The sequence below is a fragment of the Nocardioides sp. JCM 18999 genome, from assembly GCF_055391175.1.
The window spans coordinates 377610-397050 of sequence record NZ_AP043887.1 but is presented as its reverse complement, the minus strand read 5'-3'; the positions used below and the strand labels follow the sequence as shown (position 1 = coordinate 397050).

Sequence of the window (19441 nt, the reverse complement as noted above, 5' to 3'; positions counted from 1 at the left end):
GCGCTGCACGCCTGGGTTCAGCCGACCTTGTACGTCGCGGAGACGAACTGCCCAGCCTGCTTGGTCTCGACCAGCGTCAGCCGGTCGGACTCGAAGCGGCCGGTGAACAACGGCGCTCCCCCACCGAGGGTGACGGGGGCGATCGAGAGCTGCAGCTCGTCGAGGTGACCCGCGTCGGCGAACTGGGTGGCGAGATCCCCGCCGCCCATCACCCAGATGTCACCGTCGCCGGCAGCCGCGCGGATGGTGTCGATGTGGTCGGCGACCGCACCCGACAGGAACTCGACGTCGGCACCCTCGATCCGCGGCATCTCGTCAGGGCGTGAGGTGAAGACGTAGGTCTTCTTCCCGCCGTAGAACCCCGACCACTTCTCCGGGTGCGCGACCAGGTCCTCGTGCTCGACGACCCAGGTGTAGGTGGTCGAGCCCTCGACGATCACCGTCACCCCGGCGGCGAACGCCTCGACGTCGGCCAGGGCCTCCTCACCGCCCTCGACGACGAAGAGCCAGTCCAGGGAGTTCTCCGCATCGGCGAGGTAGCCGTCGAGCGTGGTGGCGGTGGCGAAGACGATCCGGGTCATGCCTCCAGCGTGCCAGCAACCAGGCCGAGTGCGCGATGCCAGCTCTCCTCGGCCGGCGGGCTGCTGTGGTCGAAGGCGCCCGAGGCCTCGAGGCTGACGAACCCGTGGATCACCGACCCGATCAGCCGGGTGGCGTGGACGGCGTCGTCACCCGCGACGGCGAAGCCGCGCAGCACCGCGGCGAGGAGGTCGGCGTGGCGGCGACCGGCGGCGATCGTCTCCTGCGCGGCGACAGAGTCCGCGAGGGCCTCGGCGATCCGCTGCCGGGTCGCGGCGTACCGGCCGGGGTGCTCGGCCGCGAAGGCACGGACCGTGTCGCCGTACGCCCGGAGCGCGTCGACGCCGGAGCGGCCCGCGAGCTGCTCGGCGACCCGGTCGGCGAGGTCGTCGAGGCTGACGGCGCTGATCCGCAGCATCAGCTCCTCGGAGCCCGCGACGTGTGCGTAGAGGCTCGGGACGCGCACGCCCACCCGGCGGGCGACCTCACTCATCGTCACCGCCGACAACCCGACCTCGTCGGCCAGGTCGGCTCCCTCGCTCCCGATCCGGCGCACCGTCAGGCCCTGTCTCACCACGGCACCACCCTAGCGCCCATATTGATTTGCCTAACACTATTAGGAGACCTACCGTGAGGTGCATGACTCCCCTGACCGAGCGTGACCTGCGCGCGAGCATGCTCAACGTCACCAAGGGCGAGGCGACCCGGATGGCGATCCCGCGCGACCTGGCCGACCAGTCGTGGGACGACCTCGACTACCTGGGCTGGCGCGACCCGCAGTCACCGCTGAAGGGCTACCTCATCGCCGAGCTCGACGGCCGCATGCAGGGCATCGCGCTGCGGGTCCCGAGCGCCAAGCCCGGCCCCAAGCGCAGCATGTGCTCGATCTGCCTGAGCCAGCACTCCGGCGGGGTCTCCCTGATGGTCGCGCCGCGCACCGGCAAGGCGGGACGTCAGGGCAACACGGTCGGCACCTACATCTGCTCGGACCTGCGCTGCTCGCTCTACGTCCGCGGCCGGCTCAAGACCGAGACCCTGACGGTGCGCGAGACCCTCACCACCGAGCAGCGCGTCGAGCGCCTGGTCCGCAACCTGGGCGACTTCCTCGCGCAGGTCTCCAGCGACGATCAGTGAACGCTGGCGACCGAGAGCCGCACGGCGAACGCGAGGAACGCCGCCCCGACGCCGGTGGTCGCGATCGCTGAGGCGACCTTGCGCTTCCGGAACGTCTCGGCAAGCCGGTCGCCGCTGAAGATCAGCAGCGACAGGTAGCTGACGCTGATCACCTGCGCGATCGCGCCCAACAGCAGGAACGACAGCCAGGGCTTGTCGTAGGCCGGGTCGACGAACTGCACGAAGAACGCGATGAAGAACAGGATCGCCTTCGGGTTGAGCAGGCTGATCACCAGCGCGCGGCGGAACGGCCGCTCGAGCGCGACGCCGGTCAGCGGGATCTCCCCCGCGGCGATCTGGGCCACCACCTTGCGCGAGCGCCACATCCCGTACGCCGCCCGCAGCATGCCGATCGCCAACCAGACCAGGTATCCGGCGCCGGCGTACTTGACGATGTCGAACAGCACGTCGTTGGCCTTGAGCAGCGAGGCCACCCCGCACGCCGAGAGCGTCATCAGGACGGTGTCACCGACCCACACCCCGGACGCGGCGGCGTAGGCCCGGCGGACGCCGGCGCGGGCGGCGACGCTGAGCACGTACAGCGAGTTCGGTCCGGGCAGCAGCACGATGAAGACGGTCCCGAGGACATAGGTCTTGAGGTCGGTCACGCCCAGCACGTCTGGGAGTGTGACATGCCGAGCCCTGGCGTCACGACTTGCTGGGTCACCCGCAGTTGACCCGGCCGCACGGCGCGGGATAGAAGCAGGTCCGTGATTCCGACCGACCTGCCGTTCCGGGTATGGCTCGCGATGGCGCCGGCCGCGGCTCTCGTCTGCGGGCTGCTCCTAGAGTCATGGCTGAGCGGGATCTTCGCTGGACTGATGATCCTCGGCCTGGCCTGGCTGTTCAAGGCTCCACCGGACGAGCCCGAGGCGCGCCGCTCCGACCAGGCGCCCGGCGAGCTCGGCGCCAAGATGGGACGCGAGCTGCGAGACCAGCTGCGGGGACGGCTGCCAGGGAGGAGCCGGTCAAACGACCGGTGGCTCGACAACAGCGCCTGGATCATGGGCCTCGTCGCAGCTCTCGGCGCCCCCTTGATCTGGTTCGGATTCGCCGTCCCTGCCATCGACGACATCAAGTTCCGCCAACGCGATGACCTGGTCCTCCTCACGTCGGACACCCTCCGCAGCCGGTGTGAGGGAAAAGCCTGCGGGACGAAGAACTACTACGCCGGCTTCACCCTGAACGGCGAGACTTACCGGGACGTACTCGTTGCCGCGCAGACTACGCACGACCTCGGGCCCTCCGTCGACCTGTTGGTCGACCCGAAGGACCCGCGCCATGCCCAGGTGATCGGGCAGAACGACACTCCCCGACTCATCCTGGCCTCGATCGGCACCCTTGCGGCACTCTGGTTCTCCATCGCCTTCTTCCGGTCGTGGCGGATCCAGCGTCACTGGGACGCGCGAGCGCGAACGTCCACGAAATAGTTGTTCTGACCTGCGGAAACAGGTTGAATCTAGAACGTTTGTTCGATAGAATCGGATGCATCCGGTCGTGAGGGAGGCTCGCGATCCAAAGAGTCGAAGCGACCGGTCAGCCGAGGAAAACCACCTTTGCTCCTGTGAGCCGGCGAACGAAGAGAAGCACCCGCATCGGACGGGTGTGACCACGTTTGCTGAAGCCCGGAGGAGGTGGCCCGATTGAGCAGCATGCTGGAGCGATCGCACCCCATCTGCGCCGCGATCGAGGCCGCCAGCGCGGCGGTGGCCGAGGTCGCTGACGTGGATCCCCTCTTCATGCGCCCGGGTGACCAAGTCGACGCACTGATGACGATCACCGTGCTGGAAACGCAGCTGACGGAGCTCAAGAGTCGCGTCATCGTGCCCCTCGATCAGTCCACCACGGTGGCGGAGGACGCGGGAGCCAAGGACCTGGGCTTCTGGTTGAACCAGCAGACCCGCCTCGGACTCCGCCAGGCACGTGCCGCGGTCGCGTTCGCCCACCGGCTGCACGACCACCCGCTCACCGCTGCGGCGATGCGGACCGGTTCAGTGTCCGCCGCCCAGGCCGACGTGATCTGCCGGGCGGTCGATGCACTGCCCGACGACCTCACCGACGACCTGGCGCCCCAGATCGACGCGTCGGTGCTCGAACAAGCGGAGCGCCAGCTGTTGGCTGATGCCCGAGCGTTCGATCCGGGTGCGCTCCGTGTCCTGGGCGCCCGGATCCTGGAGGCCGTCGCTCCAGAGATCGCGGAGGCCGCCGAGGCCGCCAAGCTGGAGGCCGCGGAACGGCGCGCCGCCGAACGGGTCCGGTTGAGTCTCCGCAAGCGGGGTGACGGCATCAGCCGCCTCATCGCGGACCTTCCCGATCGGTACGCCGCCCAGCTCGCCGTCATCCTCCAAGCTCTGCTCAACCCCCGCCGCACCCCGAGTTGGGCCGAGGCAGGTCCGACCGACGCGGCCGACCCGACCGATGACGCCGACCAGCGGGTCGATGGCGACCGGGCACCGCCCTCACCGGCACCGTGGTGGGCGCTCCCGGCGCCGTACAAGCTCGGTCAGGCGTTCTGCGAGATGCTGGACCGGATCGACCCGAAGGATCTCCCCACTCACGGCACCACCATCACGACCCTGGTGGTCACGATCCCCCTCGACCGGCTCGAATCAGGTCTTGGCGCCGCGACCCTCCACGGCGTCGATGGGCCCGAGCGACTCAGCGCAGCGGAAGCACGCCGACTCGCCTGTACGTCGGGGATCATCCCCGCCGTCCTCGGCTCGAAGGGCGAGGTGCTCGACCTGGGCCGCTCCGCTCGGTTGTTCAGCGCCGCCCAGAAGCGCGCTCTCGGTCTGACGCAACCGACCTGCCGGACCGCAGGCTGCACGATGCCCGCCAGCCACTGCGAGGGCCACCACATGGTCCCCTGGGAGGACGGCGGACGCACCGACCTGGAGAACGGCAAGCTCCTCTGCAGCTATCACCACCACCGGATCCACGACGCCGCCCTCACCTACGAGATCGGGCCCGACGGGCTGATCACCTTCCTCCGCCGGTGACTGAGGTATTCAGGTCGACCGACCATGCCGAGATGAGGGCGCATCCCTGCCGACGCTAGGCCTGTGGCTAGCATCGGCGGGTGAGCACGATCCGGGTTCTCAACGACGGCCGACTCGTGCTCGCTGACGGCACGAAACTGGACCTGGACTACGGCTGGCTCAGTAAGGATGAGGCCCGCTCCGTCGCCGAAGTTGCAGACGTTGTCGTGGCTGCGTCCGGACTTTCGTCCTCCGATATTTCGTCCGATGCACGCCGTATCCGTGAGCTTGTCGGCATGGTCGACGCCTCGGGCGATCCCGTCGGAGCCCGCCGCTACCGAGGCGCTGGAATGGTGGCATTGGTTCTGACCTCCGGGCACTGATCGCCCGCTGTGCCGCTGTCAGGGCGGAACGCCCGACCATGGCTCCCCTCTGTGTCAATGCGTACCGGGCGTGGGGGTCCTAGGCTGGGTCTTCGACGGGTTCGGGTGTGGCTTATCCGAAGAGTTGGCGTGGGGCTGTGAGCCGGCCGCGCTGGAGTCAGAGTCGTTGCCCTGTTGCCCACTCGGGCCCGTCGCCTCGGCGCTGATGGTGTGGCCGATCGTGTCGTCGAGCATGGTGCGGTAGACGACGTCAGATAGCCGTCTCTTCAACGCGCGCATTGCTTCGTTCGATGTCTTCCCGTCAGCTTTGCGGCGGTCGTAGTAGGCGCGGCCCTCGGTCGGGTGCCGCAGTTGGACGGTGGCCATGATGTGCAGGGTTCGGTTGATCTGACGGTTCCCGGCCCGTGACAGCCGGTGGCGGACCTGGTCACCCGATGACGCGTCGATGGGGGCGGTGCCGTTCCAAGACGCGAAGTGGCCGCGGTCGGGGAACCGGGTGATATCGGCGACGTCGACCAGCAGTTGGGCGGCTCCGGACGGACCAATGCCGTGCAGGTTCATCAGGGTGCTGCCCGTGGCGGCGACTAAGGCACTCAGTTCCTGGTCGGCGGCCTTCTTCCGCTGGTAGATCCGTTCCAGATCGGCGATGAGTTCGGCCGCGACGCGGCGCCGGGCCTTGCCAGCGGCGTCGCGTGGGCGGACCTTGGCCAACATGGCCTTGGCCTGAGCGGCCGACAGGTCACGTTTCGCGCCGCCGGGGATCAGCTCGAGGAGGTGCTGGTGGAGTTGGGACACGATCCTGGTGTGGTCCTCACCCAACGAGCGGCGACGGTCGGCCAGTACCCGCAGCACGGTGAGCTGTTCGTCATCGACGACACGACGCAGCCCGGCGATCCGGGTCCCGACTAGCGCGACGGAGTGCGCGTCGGTGGCGTCGGTCTTGCGTCCCTGTCCGGTCGCGAAGACTCTCATCCGTGCCGACATCTTCGGAGGCACGTCGACCACCTGCTCACCGGCAGCAAGCAGCCGGACCGCGATGTGGTGGCCGATCCCGTTGCAGCCCTCGACCGCCCAAACCCGTCGGTCACGGTCGGGCTGGATCTGGTTGACGTAACCGGTCATGTCGGCGAAGCCGGCTTCCTCGGTGTTGTAACGGCCACCGCCGAGGACAGACTCCTCAGCGGTCATGACCTCGATCGTGGCCGACCTCTTGTGCGGGTCCATCCCGACAACGACATGTTCTGCTTGCTGGTGCATGCGCTCTCCCGTTGCTCGATCCATCACTGGTTTCGAGTCGGGAAGGGCAACGCTACTTCGAGCTGGGCAGACCCCTCTTGAGCCTCTTGCCGACCCTGCGACGCCCGGCTCGCGCATGCCATGTGAGAGCCACACGGGACCCCGACGGGGTCAGCGTGGGCAGCCGCAATGAGAGCGACGGACCGGGCGCCTGGATCGAGCCTTGCCAGACCCGAACCTGAGGTCAATGAAACAAGTAGCCGCGTTGAGGCGAAGACCGACCATGCCGCGAGCCGGTCGGTTCCCGTGACGAGATCAGGCCGTCACGCCTGCAGGTCGGCACCGAAGATCAGGGCCGGGCCGCCGAACTTCTCGACCTCGCGCTCGAGGACGAGCCCGATCTTCGTCGCCACGCGCTGCGACGGCAGATTGTCCGGCCGGATGATCGCAATCATGTGCTCAACGCCGGCCGCGCGAGCCGCTTCGCGCACCGCGACAGCTGCCTCCGTCGCATAGCCCTGACCACGGAGATCGGAGCGGACGTGCCAACCCGCTTCTACGAACCACTGCTGTTCCACCTCCTGCATCGTCAAGCCGCAGTCGCCGACGAAGTGCCCCTCATGGGTCTCGACGACCCACAGCCCGAACCCGTGCTCGTCGTAATTGCGCCGACTCCAGGCGATCCACCCCTCCGGGCCACGCGAGCCTCCGATCTCCAAGGTGGCGATGTCAGGAAGGTCGGCATCGGTCATCTGACGAAAGCGAAGTCTCGACGTCGGAAGCGGAAGCACGCCGTCACGGTAGCGGCAGACGGTCGACCGACCTCGCTCCTGCGAAGCTCACCAGAGCCCGAAGACCCTGATCCCCAGCGTCACGATGAACGCGCCGACCACGGCGAGGAAGAACGCCCGGACGAACCCGGGGCCCACCCGCAGCGCGGTCCGGGCGCCGAGCCAGCCGCCGACCAGGTTGCAGGCGCCCATCACCAGGCCGAGCCGCCACATCACCGCGCCCTGCGGGATGAAGACAGCCAGCGCTGCGGCGTTGGTCGCCCAGTTCGCCAACCGTGCGCGTGCCGAGGCATCGAGGAACGAGTAGCCGACGATGCCGACCATCGCAATGGTGAGGAACGAGCCGGTGCCCGGCCCGAGCGCGCCGTCGTAGAACCCGATCGCCAGGCCGATCACGCCGAGCGCGACGTACTCCGGCCAGCCGTGCCAGCGCAGCGCGGTGACAGCACCGAGACGCGGACTCAACAGCACCCAGGAACCCACCACGACCAGCGCGCCCAGCACCACCGGGTCGAAGACGGAGCGCGGCAGGTGGCTGGCCACCACCGCTCCCCCGGCCGAGCCGACGAAGGCGGACGCCATCAGCACCAGCGACGTGCGCAGCGAGGGGCGGAGCTTGCGGGTGTAGGTCACGGCCGCGGCCGACGTACCGCAGATGGAGGCGAGCTTGTTGGTCGCGAGCAGGTGGATCGGCGCGACCCCGGGCAACGCGATCACCAGGGCCGGGAGCTGGATCAGGCCGCCACCGCCGACGACGGCGTCGACGTACCCGGCGGCCAGCGCTGCCAGGCCGACCAGGATCAGCACGGACAGGCTCACCTCGGACACGGCACAATCATGGCGTGGCCTCCCCTCCGATCGAACGGCACCTGCTGCGGGCCAAGGACCTGATGGAGAACCGGTACGCCGAGCCGATCGACCTCGACGACGTCGCCGGCGCGGCAGGGTTGAGCCGCGCGCACTTCAGCCGGCTGTTCAAGACGGCGTACGGCGAGACCCCGCACGCCTACCTGCTGACCCGCCGCCTCGAGCGAGCCGCGGCGCTGCTGCGCGACACCGACCACACCGTGGCCGACATCTGCATGGAGGTCGGGCTCTCCTCGGTCGGGAGCTTCACCACCAGCTTCAAGCGGATGTTCGACCGGACCCCGACCGAGTACCGCGCCGCGTACCCGCCGGTGGCGGACCGGGTCACGCTGCCCAACTGCGTGGTGCGGTTCTACGGCCGGCCGCAGCGTCGGACCGTCAGTGAGGGCAGCACTTTTCGAGAAGCCAACGGCCCGGACGGGCCCGTAGCGTCGTCGACATCGGATCCGACCGGATCCCCCGACTCGTAGGAGTGTTCATGTTTTTCATCAAGAACGTGCAGGTCTGGACCCTCGACCAGGACGAGGCACTGAAGTTCTGGACCGAGAAGGTCGGCTTCGAGGTGCGCGAGGACGCGACCTACCCGGAGATGGGCAACTTCCGCTGGCTCAGCGTCGGTGTCCCCGGACACGAGAGCCCGGAGATCGTGCTGATGGCGATCCCGCCGGAGCCGATCTTCACCGCCGAGGCGGTCGCGGCGATCCGGACCCTGCTCACGGCCGGCAACTCGGGCGGCATCTTCATGCTGACCGACGACGCCCGCAAGATGCACGAGCAGCTCGTGGCCAACGGGGTCGAGATCACCGACGCCCCGGAGGAGCGCCCGTACGGCATCGACTTCGGCTTCCGCGACCCGTCCGGGAACCATTTCCGGGTCTCGCAGCGCACCGACATCTGAGCCGGTGAGCTGACCATGTGCCGCTGGGCGTTAGCCCGCCCACCAGCCGCGGCCGCCCCAGCCGTCATCGACCCCGCCGCCGTACGACGGCCCGGAACGGCGACCGAGGTACGACCCGACCACGGCAGCGCCGAGGTCGTCGAGCTCGGGGGCGACCACCGAGCCGTCGACCCGGCGCGCCATCTGGTCGATGAACCGGGCCAGCCCGGGATCCTCGCCGAGCCGGAAGAACGTGGCCTGCGCGCCGAGCCGGCGGGCGTTGTCGAGCTCGTCGACGGTGAGGCTGATGGTCCGCATCTGGGGCGGGTAGGCGAACGCGATGTGGCCGTCAGGCTCCAGGTGTGAGGTCGGCTCACCGTCGGTGACGATCAGCAGCACCGGTTGGGCGTTGGGGTGCTTGCGGAAGTGCCGGTTGGCCAGCAGCAGCCCGTGATGCAGGTTGGTGCCCTTGTCCCAGCGGGCGTCCAGCCCGGTGAGCTCCTCGATCTCCATCACCTGCGCGGCGCGACCGAACGCGATCAGCTGCAGGTCGTCGCCGCGGAAGCGGGACTTGATCAGGGTGTGCAGGGCCAGTGCGGTGCGCTTCATCGGCACCCAGCGACCGTCCATCGCCATCGAGAAGCTGGTGTCGACCAGCAGCGCGACGGCGGCCTGGGTGCGGTCCTCGGTCTCGGAGACCTCGATGTCGTCCATCGTCAGCCGCAGACGTCCCGGGGTGTGGTCGGCCGCGGTGCGGGTGACGGCGTTGAGCACCGTCCGGGGCAGGTCCCAGGGCTCGGTGTCGCCGAACGCCCACGGCCGGGTGCCGCCGGTGAGGTCACCGGTGGCGCCGGCCGCGCGGGTGTCGCGGTTGCCCTGACGGCCGTTCATCCGTTGGGCGACGTCACGCAGCAACGCCTTGCCGAGCTGGCGCATCGCCTTGGGGGTCAGCCGCAGGTTGCCGTCCGAGCCGCGTTCGAGCTGGCCGGACTCACGCAGGGAGCGTTCCAGGTCGCGCAGGGTGCGGGCGTCGACCGCGGAGTCCTCCCCGAGCTGCCGCGCCAACGCATCGAGGTCGATGTCCTCCATCCGGGCGCCGCCGTACGACTGCGAGAGCTGGTCGGCGAGGGAGTCGAGCTCGGCCAGGTCCTGCAGCACCCCGGTGCCGTCACCCAGCCCCAAGCCTGGGCCCTCACCACCGAACTGCTCCGAGCCGGTCCAGTCCTCGCCGGGGCGCAGGGACTGCAGGTTGGCGTCGAGGCGGCCGAGGGCGTCCATCAGCTGCGGTGAGCCGAACGCCTGGGCGGAGAGCTGCATCAGCTCGGCACGCTGCTCGGGACTCATCGAGTTGAGCATCCGCTGGGCCGCAGCGGAGCGGGCGGCGAGGGTGTCGAGCAGCTCGTCGAGGTTCTGCGGGTTCTCGGGGAACTGGTCGCCGTGCTTGGCCATGAACTCGTCGAAGTCGGCCTGGGTGTCCTCGCCGAGCTGACGCTTCTCCAGGAGCTCGTTGAGGTCCGAGAGCATCTGGTTGATCGCGGCGCGGTCCTCCTCGGTGGCGCCTTCGAGGGCCTGCTTCATCCCCGCGAAGCGCTGGTCGAGGATCTCGCGGCCGAGCAGGTCCTTGATCTGCTCGAACGTCTCGCGGGCCTCACGGGAGGCCCAGTCGTAGGAGCCGAGCTCGGTGACTGCGGCGGCGGTGTTCGTCGGCAGGTTCTCCAGCTGCAGCTCGCGGAAGGCCCGGTCCGCGTCGTCCATCATCGCGTCGCGGGCGAGCTGCTTGCGCTCCTCGAGCAGCGCCTTGTCCAACAGCTCCCGGACCTCCCGCAGGGTGCCGTCGAGGTTGTTGCGGTCGAGCAGCTGCCGGCGGCGTTCGGCGATCCGGCGGGAGAGCTCGTCGAGGCCGACGTTGTCGCGACCGCCGCGGCGGAGGAACTCCCGCATGGCGCGCTCGGGTGAGTACCCGGCCATCACGTCCTCCCCGATCGCCTCGAGGGCTTCGGCGAGGTCGACCGGGGGCGCGAGCGGGTCCCCGCCGTCGTACTTCTTGTATCTCACGACGTCACCCCACGACCGGCTCGGGAGCCGGCTCGGACTCGGCGTAGCTGCGGGTGAGCTGGTGGTAGGTGCGGCTGCGGGAGGCGAGGAACGCGATCACGATCGAGGCCAGCCCGGCGATGACGAACATGAGGCCGATGCCGCGCGCCTCGCCCTCACCGAGCAGCCAGTGCCAGGTCTCGGCGCCAGCGTCGGACTGGAGGTAGGGGATGACCAGGAACTCCGCCAGCGGGGCGACCAGGAACGCGGTGATCGGGGCGGCCCCCATCTCGAACATCATCGCGACCCCGAAGACCCGGCCCTGCTGGGCGAACGGGACGACCCGTTGCACGACGGTCTGCTCGGCTGCCTCGACCGCGGGCATCAGCAGCATCCAGGCCCAGATCCCGGCCGCGAAGAGCCAGCCCCACTCACGCAGGGTGAAGATGGCGCCGAGCGCTCCACCCACCGCGACCAGGAGGAGCATGGTGCGCAGCGGTTGAGCCCCGAGGCCGAACTTGGCCACCAGCAGGCCACCGATGATGAAGCCGCTCGAGGTGATCGCCAGGATGATCCCCCACGCCTCCACGCTGAACAGCTCCAGGCCGTAGGGATCCATCAGCGCCATGTAGACGCCGCCGAGCAGGTTGTTGAACGTGGAGAAGATGATCAGCCCGAAGAGGCCGGGCACGGCGCGGACGGCGGCGATGCCTCCGGCGAGGTCGACGATCGGCGCACCCTCTGCCACCTCGGGCTTCTCCTCGTGGATCCGGATGAGGAGCAGGTCGATGAAGGTGGCGACGCTCAGCGCGATCGCGATCGCGATCGTCCAGCCCATCCCGAGCAGGCCGACCGAGAGCCCCGAGAGCACGCTCGTGACGGCGAACCCGATGCCCTGCACCGTGCCGACCAGGCCGTTGGCGTTGGCGTGCTTGTCGTCGGGGAGCAGCAGCGTGACCGTGGTCGACAGCGCGATCGAGCGCATGTTCTCCACCACGGCCCCGACCAGGAGGATCAGGCTGAAGACCCAGAACCAGACCGAGTCGAGCTCGGACATGTCGCTCTCGCCGACGACGAAGAAGATCACGCCGGCCGCGGCGAAGAAGCTGGTGGTGACGACACCGGACAGCAGCATCACGTGGTGCTTGCGGTAGCGGTCGACCAGCGACCCGAAGACCGTGCTGAAGGCGGCGACCAGCAGCATGTAGGAACCGGCGATGACGCCGTTGACCAGCACGGAGCCGGTCTCGAGGTAGGCCCAGAAGATCAGTCCCCACCAGAGGTAGCTGGTGGTGACGTTGGCGATCCCGGTGTTGATCAGGACCCGGACGAAGGTCTTCACGCGCAGCCCACCGGTACTCCAGCGCGCAGCGCTCGGGGGATCTCGGCCACCGCATCGACCCGCAAGATCAGGCTGTCGACGGCCCGCGGTGTCGCATCGGAGTCGACGGTGACGCGGTAGGCCACCCCGGTCGAGATCCAGGCCTCGTCGAACCCACCGTCGGCCTCCACGGCCACCCCGCGGATCTGGACCCCCATCTGGGCGGACTCGCGGTAGAGGTCGTTGAGGACGCACAGCGCCACGGAGAGGTGGAGCGCCTGCGCGCCGTTGGCGACGGGCCCGGCGGTGACCCCCTCAGGAGTCCAGGCGTGGGGCAGCACGACCGACCCGGGGGCAGGATCCGCCCGCAGGGAGCCAGCACCGGCGCGGACGCCGTACGGCGAGAGGTCAGCCATAGATCACCTCCCGGCCGTCGGTGTCCTTGCCGATCTTTCGGGCCAGGTAGAGGCCTTCGAGGGCGAGCTCGATGGCACCGGCGCGCTCACCGTCGTTGGTCCCGCCGAGGCGCTCGATCACCTGGTCGTAGAGGTCGGACTCCCCCAGCACGGGCAGGCCGGAGAGCAGGTCGCGGGCGGTGATGTGGTCGCCGGTGGTGACCATCGCCCCGTTCTCGATCGCGTCGACGAGCAGCGCGAAGTCGATCCCCCGCAGCCGGGAGCGGACGGTCTCGGCGATCGAGGTGCGCAGCAGGTGGGTGAGGATCTCGGACTCGCGCCCCTCCTCGCCGGTCTCGAACTCGATCTTCCCGCCGAGGACGTCGACGGCGGTGTGCACGTCGACCAGCCGGGCGACCGGGTCCTCCTGGTGGACGGTGGCGCGGCGCAGGGCGGCGGCGGCGATCGTCTCGGCGCCGGCGATCGAGAAGCGGGCGCTGACACCCGAGCGCTGGTCGACCGCGGACGAGGCCCGCAGGTTGCGGGTGAACCGGGCGAGGATCTCGACCAGCACGTCCGGCACCTCGGCGACCAGCTCGGCCTCCTGGTCGATGACGGCGATCTCGTCGGCCAGCTCGAGCGGGTAGTGGGTGCGGATCTCGGCGCCGAAGCGGTCCTTGAGCGGGGTGATGATCCGGCCGCGGTTGGTGTAGTCCTCCGGGTTGGCGCTGGCCACGACGAGCACGTCGAGCGGCAGCCGGACGACGTACCCGCGGATCTGGATGTCGCGCTCCTCCATCACGTTGAGCATCGCGACCTGGATCCGCTCGGCGAGGTCGGGCAGCTCGTTGATCGCGACGATGCCGCGGTGGGAGCGCGGGACGAGCCCGAAGTGGATCGTCTCCGGGTCGCCGAGGTGGCGACCCTCGGCCACCTTCATCGGATCCACGTCACCGATCAGGTCCGCGACGCTGGTGTCGGGGGTGGCGAGCTTCTCGGAGTAGCGCTCGGACCGGTGCTTCCAGGCGACGGGCAGGTCGTCGCCGAGCTCCTCCGCGCGACGGACGGAGGCGACGGTGATCGGCTCGTAGGGGTGCTCCCCCAGCTCAGCGCCGTCGATGACGGGCGTCCACTCGTCCATCAGTCCGACCAGGGTGCGCAGCAGCCGGGTCTTGCCCTGCCCCCGCTCCCCCAGCAGTACGACGTCGTGGCCGGCGATCAGCGCCCGCTCGAACTGCGGCAGCACGCTGTCCTCGAGGCCGTGCAGCCCGGGCCACGGGTCCTCCCCGGCCGCCAGGCGCGCGAGCAGGTTGTCGCGCAGCTCGGCGCGCAGGCTCTTCTGCACGTGGCCGGAGGCCCGGAGCTGGCCGAGTGTGGTGATCTGAGGGCGCTCTGACACGGAGACAGTCACACCTCTCACGCTACTCAGGGATGCAACCCGCTTCGGCTCCGTCCTAGGCTGGCGACCGATGTTCACCAGCGACCTCTGCCCCTGCGGTTCGGCGACGACGTACGACGCGTGCTGTGGTCGGCTGCATCGGGGGGCGGCTCAGGCGAGCACCCCGGAGGAGCTGATGCGGTCGCGCTACAGCGCCTACGCGGTGGGTGATTCCGACTACGTCTGGCGGACGTGGCACCCCCGGACGAGACCCGATTCGGTCGAGCTGGACCCCGAGCTGGTCTGGACCGGTCTGACGATTTCGGGCTCCGGTGACCACTGGGTGGACTTCGTCGCGGAATACCTGACACGCGACGGCGCGGGCGAGATGACGGAGCTCAGCCGCTTCGAAATGCGCGCCGGACGCTGGTTTTACGTGGACGGGGACCTCAGTTGACCCATCCGTCCCAAAATTCACGTGTCATGTTGGTGAACTGAATTTCACATTGCTGGAACAGAGTTTCATCCGCCACGCCGCCGTAGACTAGTAACAGAGTGCAGTAAATGGACACAATGCTCATGTGTTCTCGGGAAACGTCGATTATCCGGCCGTGACGATCACGTCGCCGTCCACAGCCTCCGCCCCCGTGCTGCCTCCGCGGCCCCGGGGCGACCTGCTGAGCGACCGCGACAAGGTCCTGGCCATGTTCACCAACGGCAGCGTCGGAGCTGACTACCAGCCCATCGTCGACCTCGCCTCGGACCGGATCTGCGGCTGGGAGGCGCTGGCCCGCTACCGGCCCAACCCCGCGACGTACACCGCGCTCGACCTGGTCGAGGCCGCCCGCCACCACGATCTCCTCGACGAGCTCACCTGGGCGATCATCAACAACGCCCACGCCACCCTGATGGCCGCCTCGCGGATCGTCGACGTGCCGCTGATCATGAGCGTCAACATCGAGATCGAGCAGCTCCGCCACGACAGCGAGCTGTTCCGCCGGATCGCCTCCCTGCCCTGGCCCGACCAGACCCGGCTGATCCTCGAGATCACCGAGCGCGGCCAGGACCTGTGGCACGAGGACTACGCCCGCGCCGCCCGGGCCCTGCACGACCACGACATCATGCTGGCGCTGGACGACTTCGGTGCCGGCGCCGCCCGCCTGACCTTCCTGCAGCACCCCGAGTGGGCGCTGGTGAAGTTCGACCGTCAGCTGATCGCCAGCGAGGGGCGCACCGAGGGGATCGTGATGTCCCACACCGCCCGGATGTTCGCCGAGCTCGGCGTTCTCTCCGTCGCGGAAGGGATCGAGACCCCCGAGCAGCTGGCCAACGTGAAGGCCCTCGGCATCGAGATGGGTCAGGGCTACCTGCTGGGTCGACCGGCGGCGGCGACGTACCTGCTCGAGGCGTTGCAGCGCGACGGCCTCGAAGTGGCTCGCGCCTCCTGACCCACTCCGCCTCGCCTCCCGCGCATCCCGCGCCTCAGACCGTGGCGCGCATCCGGATCTGCTCGGCGAACAGCGCTCGCCGGATCGCGGTCCGTCCGTTCTCGTCGGCGGTGAGCATCACCACGAGCTCGACCCGCGGCGTCTCCTCGTCGACGATCTCGGCCGCCCGGGCGACCTCACCCTCGAGGACGAACTCGTCGCCGTCGAGCTCGAAGCGCAGCTCGACCGTCGCACCCGCGGTGAACGCGGCCGCGTCGCGCTGACGCAGGGAGCAGCGCACCGAGGCCTCGGCCACGTCGAGCGTCAGACCCTTGGCCTGGGTGGGGATCCCGACCAGCGCGGGGTCGAGCGGGATCGGGTCGAGGCGTACGGCGATCGGGCGCTGCACCGGCACCCGGACGTAGCGCCGCCGCTGCACCTTGGTGATCTCGCCGCTGCCGTGCAGCGTCACCGCCGGGGCGTTGTCGATCACCGAACGGTCCACCACCGTGGTGGGGAACTGGAGCACGTCCGGACCTTCGATCCAGGTGAGCGCGAACGGCGTGCCGACGGGCCCGCTGTGCCCGGCGTCGAGCCGGACGGTGAACAGGTCCTCGCCCTCGACGGCCAGGACGATCCCGGGGAGCTGGTGCCCCTGCTCGTCGATCAGGTGGACCGGATCATGGACCGCGGGCAGCATCCCAGGACCCCTCTCAGGCAGTGGCTCCCGCTGGCGGCGCGAGCTCGATCGTGACATCGGCGTCGGGGTAGGTGTCGTGGGCGATCCAGACCACGCTGCGCGTCGCTGGTCGACCCGGTCCACAAACCTCGTCGCGGAGTCGATCGGCCGTTGCGGTGTCGAGGTGAGCCGTTGGTTCATCGAGGACCAGAACCTCGTGCTCGGCCAGCAGGCTGCGCGCGATCCCGAGCCGCGCCCGCTCTCCCCCGCTGACCTCGGCGTAGCCGTCACCGAGCCGGGTGTCGAGGCCGTCGGGCAGGTCCGCGACCCAGTCCGCGAGCTGGGCGTCGGCCAGGGCCCGCTCGATCTCGGAGTCGCTCGCCCCCGGCCGCGCGAACCGGATGTTCTCCGCGACCGTGCTGGCGAAGACGTGCGGGTCGTCGTCGACCAGGCCGACGGTCGTGCGTACGTCGACCACGGCCGCGTCCTGCAGGTCGGTCGCCCCGAGCCGGACCGAGCCGTGGTCGGGGTCGAGGAACCGCAGCAGCAGCGCGGCCAGCGTGGACTTGCCGGTGCCGTTGGCGCCGCGGACGGCGAGGATCCCGCCGGGCGGCAGCTGGGCGACGACGTCGCCGAGCAGCATCCGTCCGCCGCGGTCGACGGCGGGATGGTCGATCGTCAGATGAGGACTGGTGATCGGGGTCGGGTGATCGACCTGGGTGACCGCCGGGGTCGCATCCAGGAGCGCGTCGAGCCGGGACTGGGCCGCGGCGACCCGGGCCGCGGCCACGCCGGCGTCGGCGAGCGAGCCGATCGGGTCGGCCAGCGCGAGCGGGGTGAGGATCAGCAGCGCCAGCACCGCGTCGGGGGCATCGGCGGTCAGCGCGATCGTCGCGATGGCGAGGCCGGCCAGGAGGAGCGCGAGGGTGCGCGCACCGGTCGAGGCACGGGCGCTGGCCCGAGCGGCGACGGTGGCCTCCTCACCCAGGGCGTCGAGCCGGTCGAGGACGTCGTCGGCACTCTGCCAGCGTCGGCGCTCGGCCGCCGTCTGCACCGCCTCGGTGACCTCGACGCTGATCCTCGCCCGCACCGTGACCGCGGCGGACTCGGTGCGGGTCGCTCCGCGCCGGGCGAGGCCGAACACCAGCGCCCCAGCAGCGGTGAGGACGCCGACCACGAGACCGGTCGGCAGGTCCAGGTAAGCGATCACGCCGGTGACGAGGACGGCCATCAGCGCGTAGCCGCGCACCGGCGTCCGGACCCGCAGCACCCGGTCGAGGGCGACGTCGACGTCATCGACGACGGCGGCCAGGACGTCACCGCGCGCGCGACCCAGTCGGCCCGGCACCAACGGCACGAGGGCGTCGTACACCTGGACGCGGGAGCGCCCCAGCAGCCGCAGCGCCTCGTCGTGGGAGACGAGCCGCTCGGCGTAGCGCAGCACCGGCCGCGCGATCCCGAAGGTGCGCACCGCCACGATCGCGACCAGCAACGTGAGGAACTCGGGCTCGGCCGCCGCCCGCACGATCAGCCACCCCGCGGTCGCGGTCAGCGCGACCCCGCTGGCCACGGCGAGCCCGTCGAGCACCCACGCCCATCGCCGAATCCCGGGTTCTGGTGGCTCGAGTCCCGGGTTCTGGTGGGTCGAAACCCGGGTAGTGGTGGAACTCGGTGCCCCATAACCCGGGACTCGGTGCCCCAGAACCCGGGACTCGGCGAGCGGCGGGACCACCTCCACGACCACGTCGGCGCGGGCGAGGAGGGTGGGGCGGTGGGCGACGACGACCACGCGGGCGGTGCGGGCCAGGTCGGTGACGACGTCGGCGATCAGCTGCTCGGTGGCGGCGTCGAGGTGGGCGGTGGGCTCGTCGAGCAGGACCAGCGGGCGGCGGGCCAGCAGCACCCGGGCCAAGGCCAGTCGAGCGCGTTCGCCCGCCGAGAGGGCGAGGCCGTCCTCATCGACGATGAGGTCGAGGTCGGGCAGCCGCTCGGCCAGGCCCACTCGAGCGAGTACGGCGCCGAGGTCGGCGTCCGACGCGGAGGGAGCTGCCAGCCGCAGGTTGGTGGCGACGCTGGCGGCCAGGAAGACCGGGCGCTGGGGCAGCCACGCGATCCGTTCCCGCTCGATCACCGTCAGGCTGCCGGTGGTCGGGGTGACCTCGCCGGCCAGGATCGCGAGCAGGGTGGACTTCCCAGCGCCGGAGGGGCCGACGAGCGCGGCCAGGCCGGGGCCCTCGAGATGCAGCGAGGTCGGCCCCAGGGCGGGCACGGTGCGACCGGGCCAGGTCAGTCCGACGTGCTGGAGGTCGACCACCGGGATCGCGCCCGAGCCCAACTCCGGAGCGACCGCCTCCGTCCCCGCCGGGACATCGGCCTCGAGCTCGGCCAGCTCCTCGAAGACCGCCACCCCTTCGGCCGCGGCATGGAACTCGACCCCGACCTTGCGCAGCGGCCAGTACGCCTCGGGAGCCAGCAGCAGCACGGGCAGGGCGACCGAAAGCGGGATCGATCCGCCGGCCAGCCGCAGCCCGACGGTCACCGCGACCACGGCGACCGACAGTGTGGCGATCAGCTCCAGTGCCGCCGACGAGACGAACGCGATCCGCAGGGTGCGCATCAGCCGCTCGCGGTATCGCTCGGTGACGGCCGCGATCACCGACGACTGCGCCTCGGCGCGGTTGAACGCCACCAGCGTCGGCAGCCCGCGCATCACGTCGAGGAAGTGCCCGGCCAGGTCGGCCATCGCCCGCCACTGCGACGTCGCCTCGTCGCGGGTGGCCAGGCCGATCAGGATCCCGAAGACCGGGATCAGCGGCAGCGTCACCACCACCACGAGCGCGGACGCGGGATCGGTGACCGCGATCGCGAGCAGCACCAGGGGCGGCAGCACCCCGGCCAGCACCAGCGTCGGCACGTACCGGGTCAGGTACGGCTCGACCGCCGTCGCACCCCGCGTCGCCACGGCCGCGGCAGCACCGCTGCGCCCCGGATCAGCCGTGAGCAGGTGGCCCATCACCCGACGTCGTACGGCGGCTCCGACCCGTCCCGCCGCGCGGGCTGCGGCCAGGTCGGAGACGGCGGTGACTCCGGCGCGAGCGGCCAGCAGCGCGACCGTGGCCAGGGCCCAGGGCCACACCGGCCCGTCCCCGGATCCGATCGCGACGATGATCAGCCGCGCGATCACGAACGCCTGCGCGATCAGCAGGCAGGACCCGATCACGCCGGCGACGACGACGGTCCCGACCTCGCGGCGCGCGGGCGCCAGGGCGCGGCGCACCGCGGGGTCGAACGGACCCGGCATCAGCCCTGAACCCTCATCGTGC

Annotated in this window: 20 protein-coding genes and 1 pseudogene; 8 read left to right on the top strand and 13 right to left on the bottom strand. The window is 70.1% G+C overall.

What is annotated here, in order from left to right:
* Positions 1–17: 17 nt before the first annotated feature.
* Both ACZ5J1_RS01880 and ACZ5J1_RS01875 read right to left on the bottom strand, forming a co-directional pair.
* Entirely contained in the window at positions 18–581 is a 564-nt protein-coding gene (locus ACZ5J1_RS01880) for a dihydrofolate reductase family protein (protein WP_464561969.1), read from the bottom strand.
* Positions 578–1156, bottom strand: a complete 579-nt coding sequence (locus tag ACZ5J1_RS01875) for a TetR/AcrR family transcriptional regulator (protein ID WP_464561967.1) — start codon at positions 1154–1156, stop codon at positions 578–580. The genes ACZ5J1_RS01880 and ACZ5J1_RS01875 overlap by 4 nt, the downstream gene beginning before the upstream one ends.
* A 62-nt stretch (positions 1157–1218) precedes the next feature.
* On the opposite strand from ACZ5J1_RS01875, the gene ACZ5J1_RS01870 reads away from it, so the two are divergent.
* Positions 1219–1713 carry an FBP domain-containing protein gene (locus tag ACZ5J1_RS01870; RefSeq protein WP_464561965.1) on the top strand — a complete coding sequence of 165 codons (495 nt, stop codon included), beginning with the start codon at positions 1219–1221 and terminating at the stop codon, positions 1711–1713.
* Here the strand turns inward: ACZ5J1_RS01870 and leuE are convergent.
* Positions 1707–2369 carry a leucine efflux protein LeuE gene (gene leuE, locus ACZ5J1_RS01865; protein ID WP_464561963.1) on the bottom strand — a complete coding sequence of 221 codons (663 nt, stop codon included), beginning with the start codon at positions 2367–2369 and terminating at the stop codon, positions 1707–1709. The two genes, ACZ5J1_RS01870 and leuE, sit on opposite strands and share 7 nt — an antisense overlap.
* Before the next feature lie 93 nt (positions 2370–2462).
* On the opposite strand from leuE, the gene ACZ5J1_RS01860 reads away from it, so the two are divergent.
* The 3 genes from ACZ5J1_RS01860 to ACZ5J1_RS01850 all read left to right on the top strand — a co-directional run bounded on the left by ACZ5J1_RS01860 (position 2463) and on the right by ACZ5J1_RS01850 (position 5113).
* Positions 2463–3182 carry a hypothetical protein gene (locus tag ACZ5J1_RS01860; protein ID WP_464561962.1) on the top strand — a complete coding sequence of 240 codons (720 nt, stop codon included), beginning with the start codon at positions 2463–2465 and terminating at the stop codon, positions 3180–3182.
* Positions 3183–3404: 222 nt separating this feature from the next.
* Positions 3405–4751 carry an HNH endonuclease signature motif containing protein gene (locus ACZ5J1_RS01855; RefSeq protein ID WP_464564683.1) on the top strand — a complete coding sequence of 449 codons (1347 nt, stop codon included), beginning with the start codon at positions 3405–3407 and terminating at the stop codon, positions 4749–4751.
* Positions 4752–4831: 80 nt separating this feature from the next.
* Positions 4832–5113: a hypothetical protein gene (locus tag ACZ5J1_RS01850; protein ID WP_464561961.1), complete on the top strand. Its 282-nt coding sequence runs from the start codon at positions 4832–4834 to the stop codon at positions 5111–5113.
* A 54-nt stretch (positions 5114–5167) separates the two neighbouring features.
* Here ACZ5J1_RS01850 and ACZ5J1_RS01845 read toward each other — a convergent pair whose 3' ends face one another.
* The 3 genes from ACZ5J1_RS01845 to ACZ5J1_RS01835 form a co-directional block, all read right to left on the bottom strand.
* Entirely contained in the window at positions 5168–6301 is a 1134-nt protein-coding gene (locus ACZ5J1_RS01845; RefSeq protein ID WP_464561960.1) for an IS110 family RNA-guided transposase, read from the bottom strand.
* A 371-nt stretch (positions 6302–6672) separates the two neighbouring features.
* Positions 6673–7101 (bottom strand): GNAT family N-acetyltransferase, encoded by a 429-nt coding sequence (locus ACZ5J1_RS01840; RefSeq protein ID WP_464561958.1) that lies wholly within the window; start codon positions 7099–7101, stop codon positions 6673–6675.
* 87 nt (positions 7102–7188) lie between these two features.
* Positions 7189–7968: a TSUP family transporter gene (locus ACZ5J1_RS01835; protein WP_464561956.1), complete on the bottom strand. Its 780-nt coding sequence runs from the start codon at positions 7966–7968 to the stop codon at positions 7189–7191.
* Between the two features lie 14 nt (positions 7969–7982).
* On the opposite strand from ACZ5J1_RS01835, the gene ACZ5J1_RS01830 reads away from it, so the two are divergent.
* Together ACZ5J1_RS01830 and ACZ5J1_RS01825 are read left to right on the top strand one after the other, a co-directional pair.
* Positions 7983–8477: a helix-turn-helix transcriptional regulator gene (locus ACZ5J1_RS01830; RefSeq protein ID WP_464561955.1), complete on the top strand. Its 495-nt coding sequence runs from the start codon at positions 7983–7985 to the stop codon at positions 8475–8477.
* An 8-nt stretch (positions 8478–8485) separates the two neighbouring features.
* The gene (locus ACZ5J1_RS01825; RefSeq protein WP_464561953.1) at positions 8486–8905 is read left to right on the top strand and encodes a VOC family protein; all 420 of its coding nucleotides are present in this window, start codon (positions 8486–8488) and stop codon (positions 8903–8905) included.
* Positions 8906–8935: 30 nt separating this feature from the next.
* Here ACZ5J1_RS01825 and ACZ5J1_RS01820 read toward each other — a convergent pair whose 3' ends face one another.
* The 4 genes from ACZ5J1_RS01820 to ACZ5J1_RS01805 are packed head-to-tail and all read right to left on the bottom strand — an operon-like array spanning position 8936 to position 14045.
* On the bottom strand, positions 8936–10939 hold the full coding sequence (locus ACZ5J1_RS01820; RefSeq protein WP_464561951.1) for a VWA domain-containing protein: 2004 nt from the start codon (positions 10937–10939) through the stop codon (positions 8936–8938).
* A 4-nt stretch (positions 10940–10943) separates the two neighbouring features.
* Positions 10944–12260: an MFS transporter gene (locus ACZ5J1_RS01815; protein ID WP_464561950.1), complete on the bottom strand. Its 1317-nt coding sequence runs from the start codon at positions 12258–12260 to the stop codon at positions 10944–10946.
* Positions 12257–12655, bottom strand: a complete 399-nt coding sequence (locus ACZ5J1_RS01810) for an OsmC family protein (protein WP_464561948.1) — start codon at positions 12653–12655, stop codon at positions 12257–12259. The genes ACZ5J1_RS01815 and ACZ5J1_RS01810 overlap by 4 nt, the downstream gene beginning before the upstream one ends.
* Entirely contained in the window at positions 12648–14045 is a 1398-nt protein-coding gene (locus tag ACZ5J1_RS01805) for a sigma 54-interacting transcriptional regulator (protein ID WP_464561947.1), read from the bottom strand. The genes ACZ5J1_RS01810 and ACZ5J1_RS01805 overlap by 8 nt, the downstream gene beginning before the upstream one ends.
* A gap of 58 nt (positions 14046–14103) precedes the next feature.
* On the opposite strand from ACZ5J1_RS01805, the gene ACZ5J1_RS01800 reads away from it, so the two are divergent.
* Together ACZ5J1_RS01800 and ACZ5J1_RS01795 are read left to right on the top strand one after the other, a co-directional pair.
* Complete coding sequence (locus ACZ5J1_RS01800; RefSeq protein WP_464561945.1) at positions 14104–14469, top strand: YchJ family protein; 366 nt, start codon at positions 14104–14106, stop codon at positions 14467–14469.
* Positions 14470–14623: 154 nt separating this feature from the next.
* Entirely contained in the window at positions 14624–15460 is an 837-nt protein-coding gene (locus ACZ5J1_RS01795) for an EAL domain-containing protein (RefSeq protein ID WP_464561943.1), read from the top strand.
* Positions 15461–15494: 34 nt separating this feature from the next.
* Here the strand turns inward: ACZ5J1_RS01795 and ACZ5J1_RS01790 are convergent, their stop codons facing one another.
* From ACZ5J1_RS01790 to cydD, 3 genes and pseudogenes are all read right to left on the bottom strand, one after another.
* Complete coding sequence (locus ACZ5J1_RS01790; protein WP_464561941.1) at positions 15495–16139, bottom strand: PilZ domain-containing protein; 645 nt, start codon at positions 16137–16139, stop codon at positions 15495–15497.
* A gap of 13 nt (positions 16140–16152) precedes the next feature.
* On the bottom strand, positions 16153–17688 hold the full coding sequence (cydC, locus tag ACZ5J1_RS01785; RefSeq protein ID WP_464564681.1) for a thiol reductant ABC exporter subunit CydC: 1536 nt from the start codon (positions 17686–17688) through the stop codon (positions 16153–16155).
* A gap of 219 nt (positions 17689–17907) precedes the next feature.
* Positions 17908–19419 (bottom strand): annotated as a pseudogene (gene cydD / locus ACZ5J1_RS01780) (thiol reductant ABC exporter subunit CydD); the annotation flags it as partial.
* Positions 19420–19441: the final 22 nt, after the last annotated feature.

Bases quoted from the DNA above. Each gene is read 5' to 3' on its own strand.
- ACZ5J1_RS01880 (WP_464561969.1), bottom strand. From the start codon at position 581: ATGACCCGGATCGTCTTCGCCACCGCCACCACGCTCGACGGCTACCTC.
- ACZ5J1_RS01870 (WP_464561965.1), top strand. From the start codon at position 1,219: ATGACTCCCCTGACCGAGCGTGACCTGCGCGCGAGCATGCTCAACGTC.
- ACZ5J1_RS01855 (WP_464564683.1), top strand. From the start codon at position 3,405: ATGCTGGAGCGATCGCACCCCATCTGCGCCGCGATCGAGGCCGCCAGC.
- ACZ5J1_RS01845 (WP_464561960.1), bottom strand. From the start codon at position 6,301: ATGACCGCTGAGGAGTCTGTCCTCGGCGGTGGCCGTTACAACACCGAG.
- ACZ5J1_RS01840 (WP_464561958.1), bottom strand. From the start codon at position 7,101: ATGACCGATGCCGACCTTCCTGACATCGCCACCTTGGAGATCGGAGGC.
- ACZ5J1_RS01825 (WP_464561953.1), top strand. From the start codon at position 8,486: ATGTTTTTCATCAAGAACGTGCAGGTCTGGACCCTCGACCAGGACGAG.
- ACZ5J1_RS01810 (WP_464561948.1), bottom strand. From the start codon at position 12,655: ATGGCTGACCTCTCGCCGTACGGCGTCCGCGCCGGTGCTGGCTCCCTG.
- ACZ5J1_RS01800 (WP_464561945.1), top strand. From the start codon at position 14,104: ATGTTCACCAGCGACCTCTGCCCCTGCGGTTCGGCGACGACGTACGAC.
- ACZ5J1_RS01790 (WP_464561941.1), bottom strand. From the start codon at position 16,139: ATGCTGCCCGCGGTCCATGATCCGGTCCACCTGATCGACGAGCAGGGG.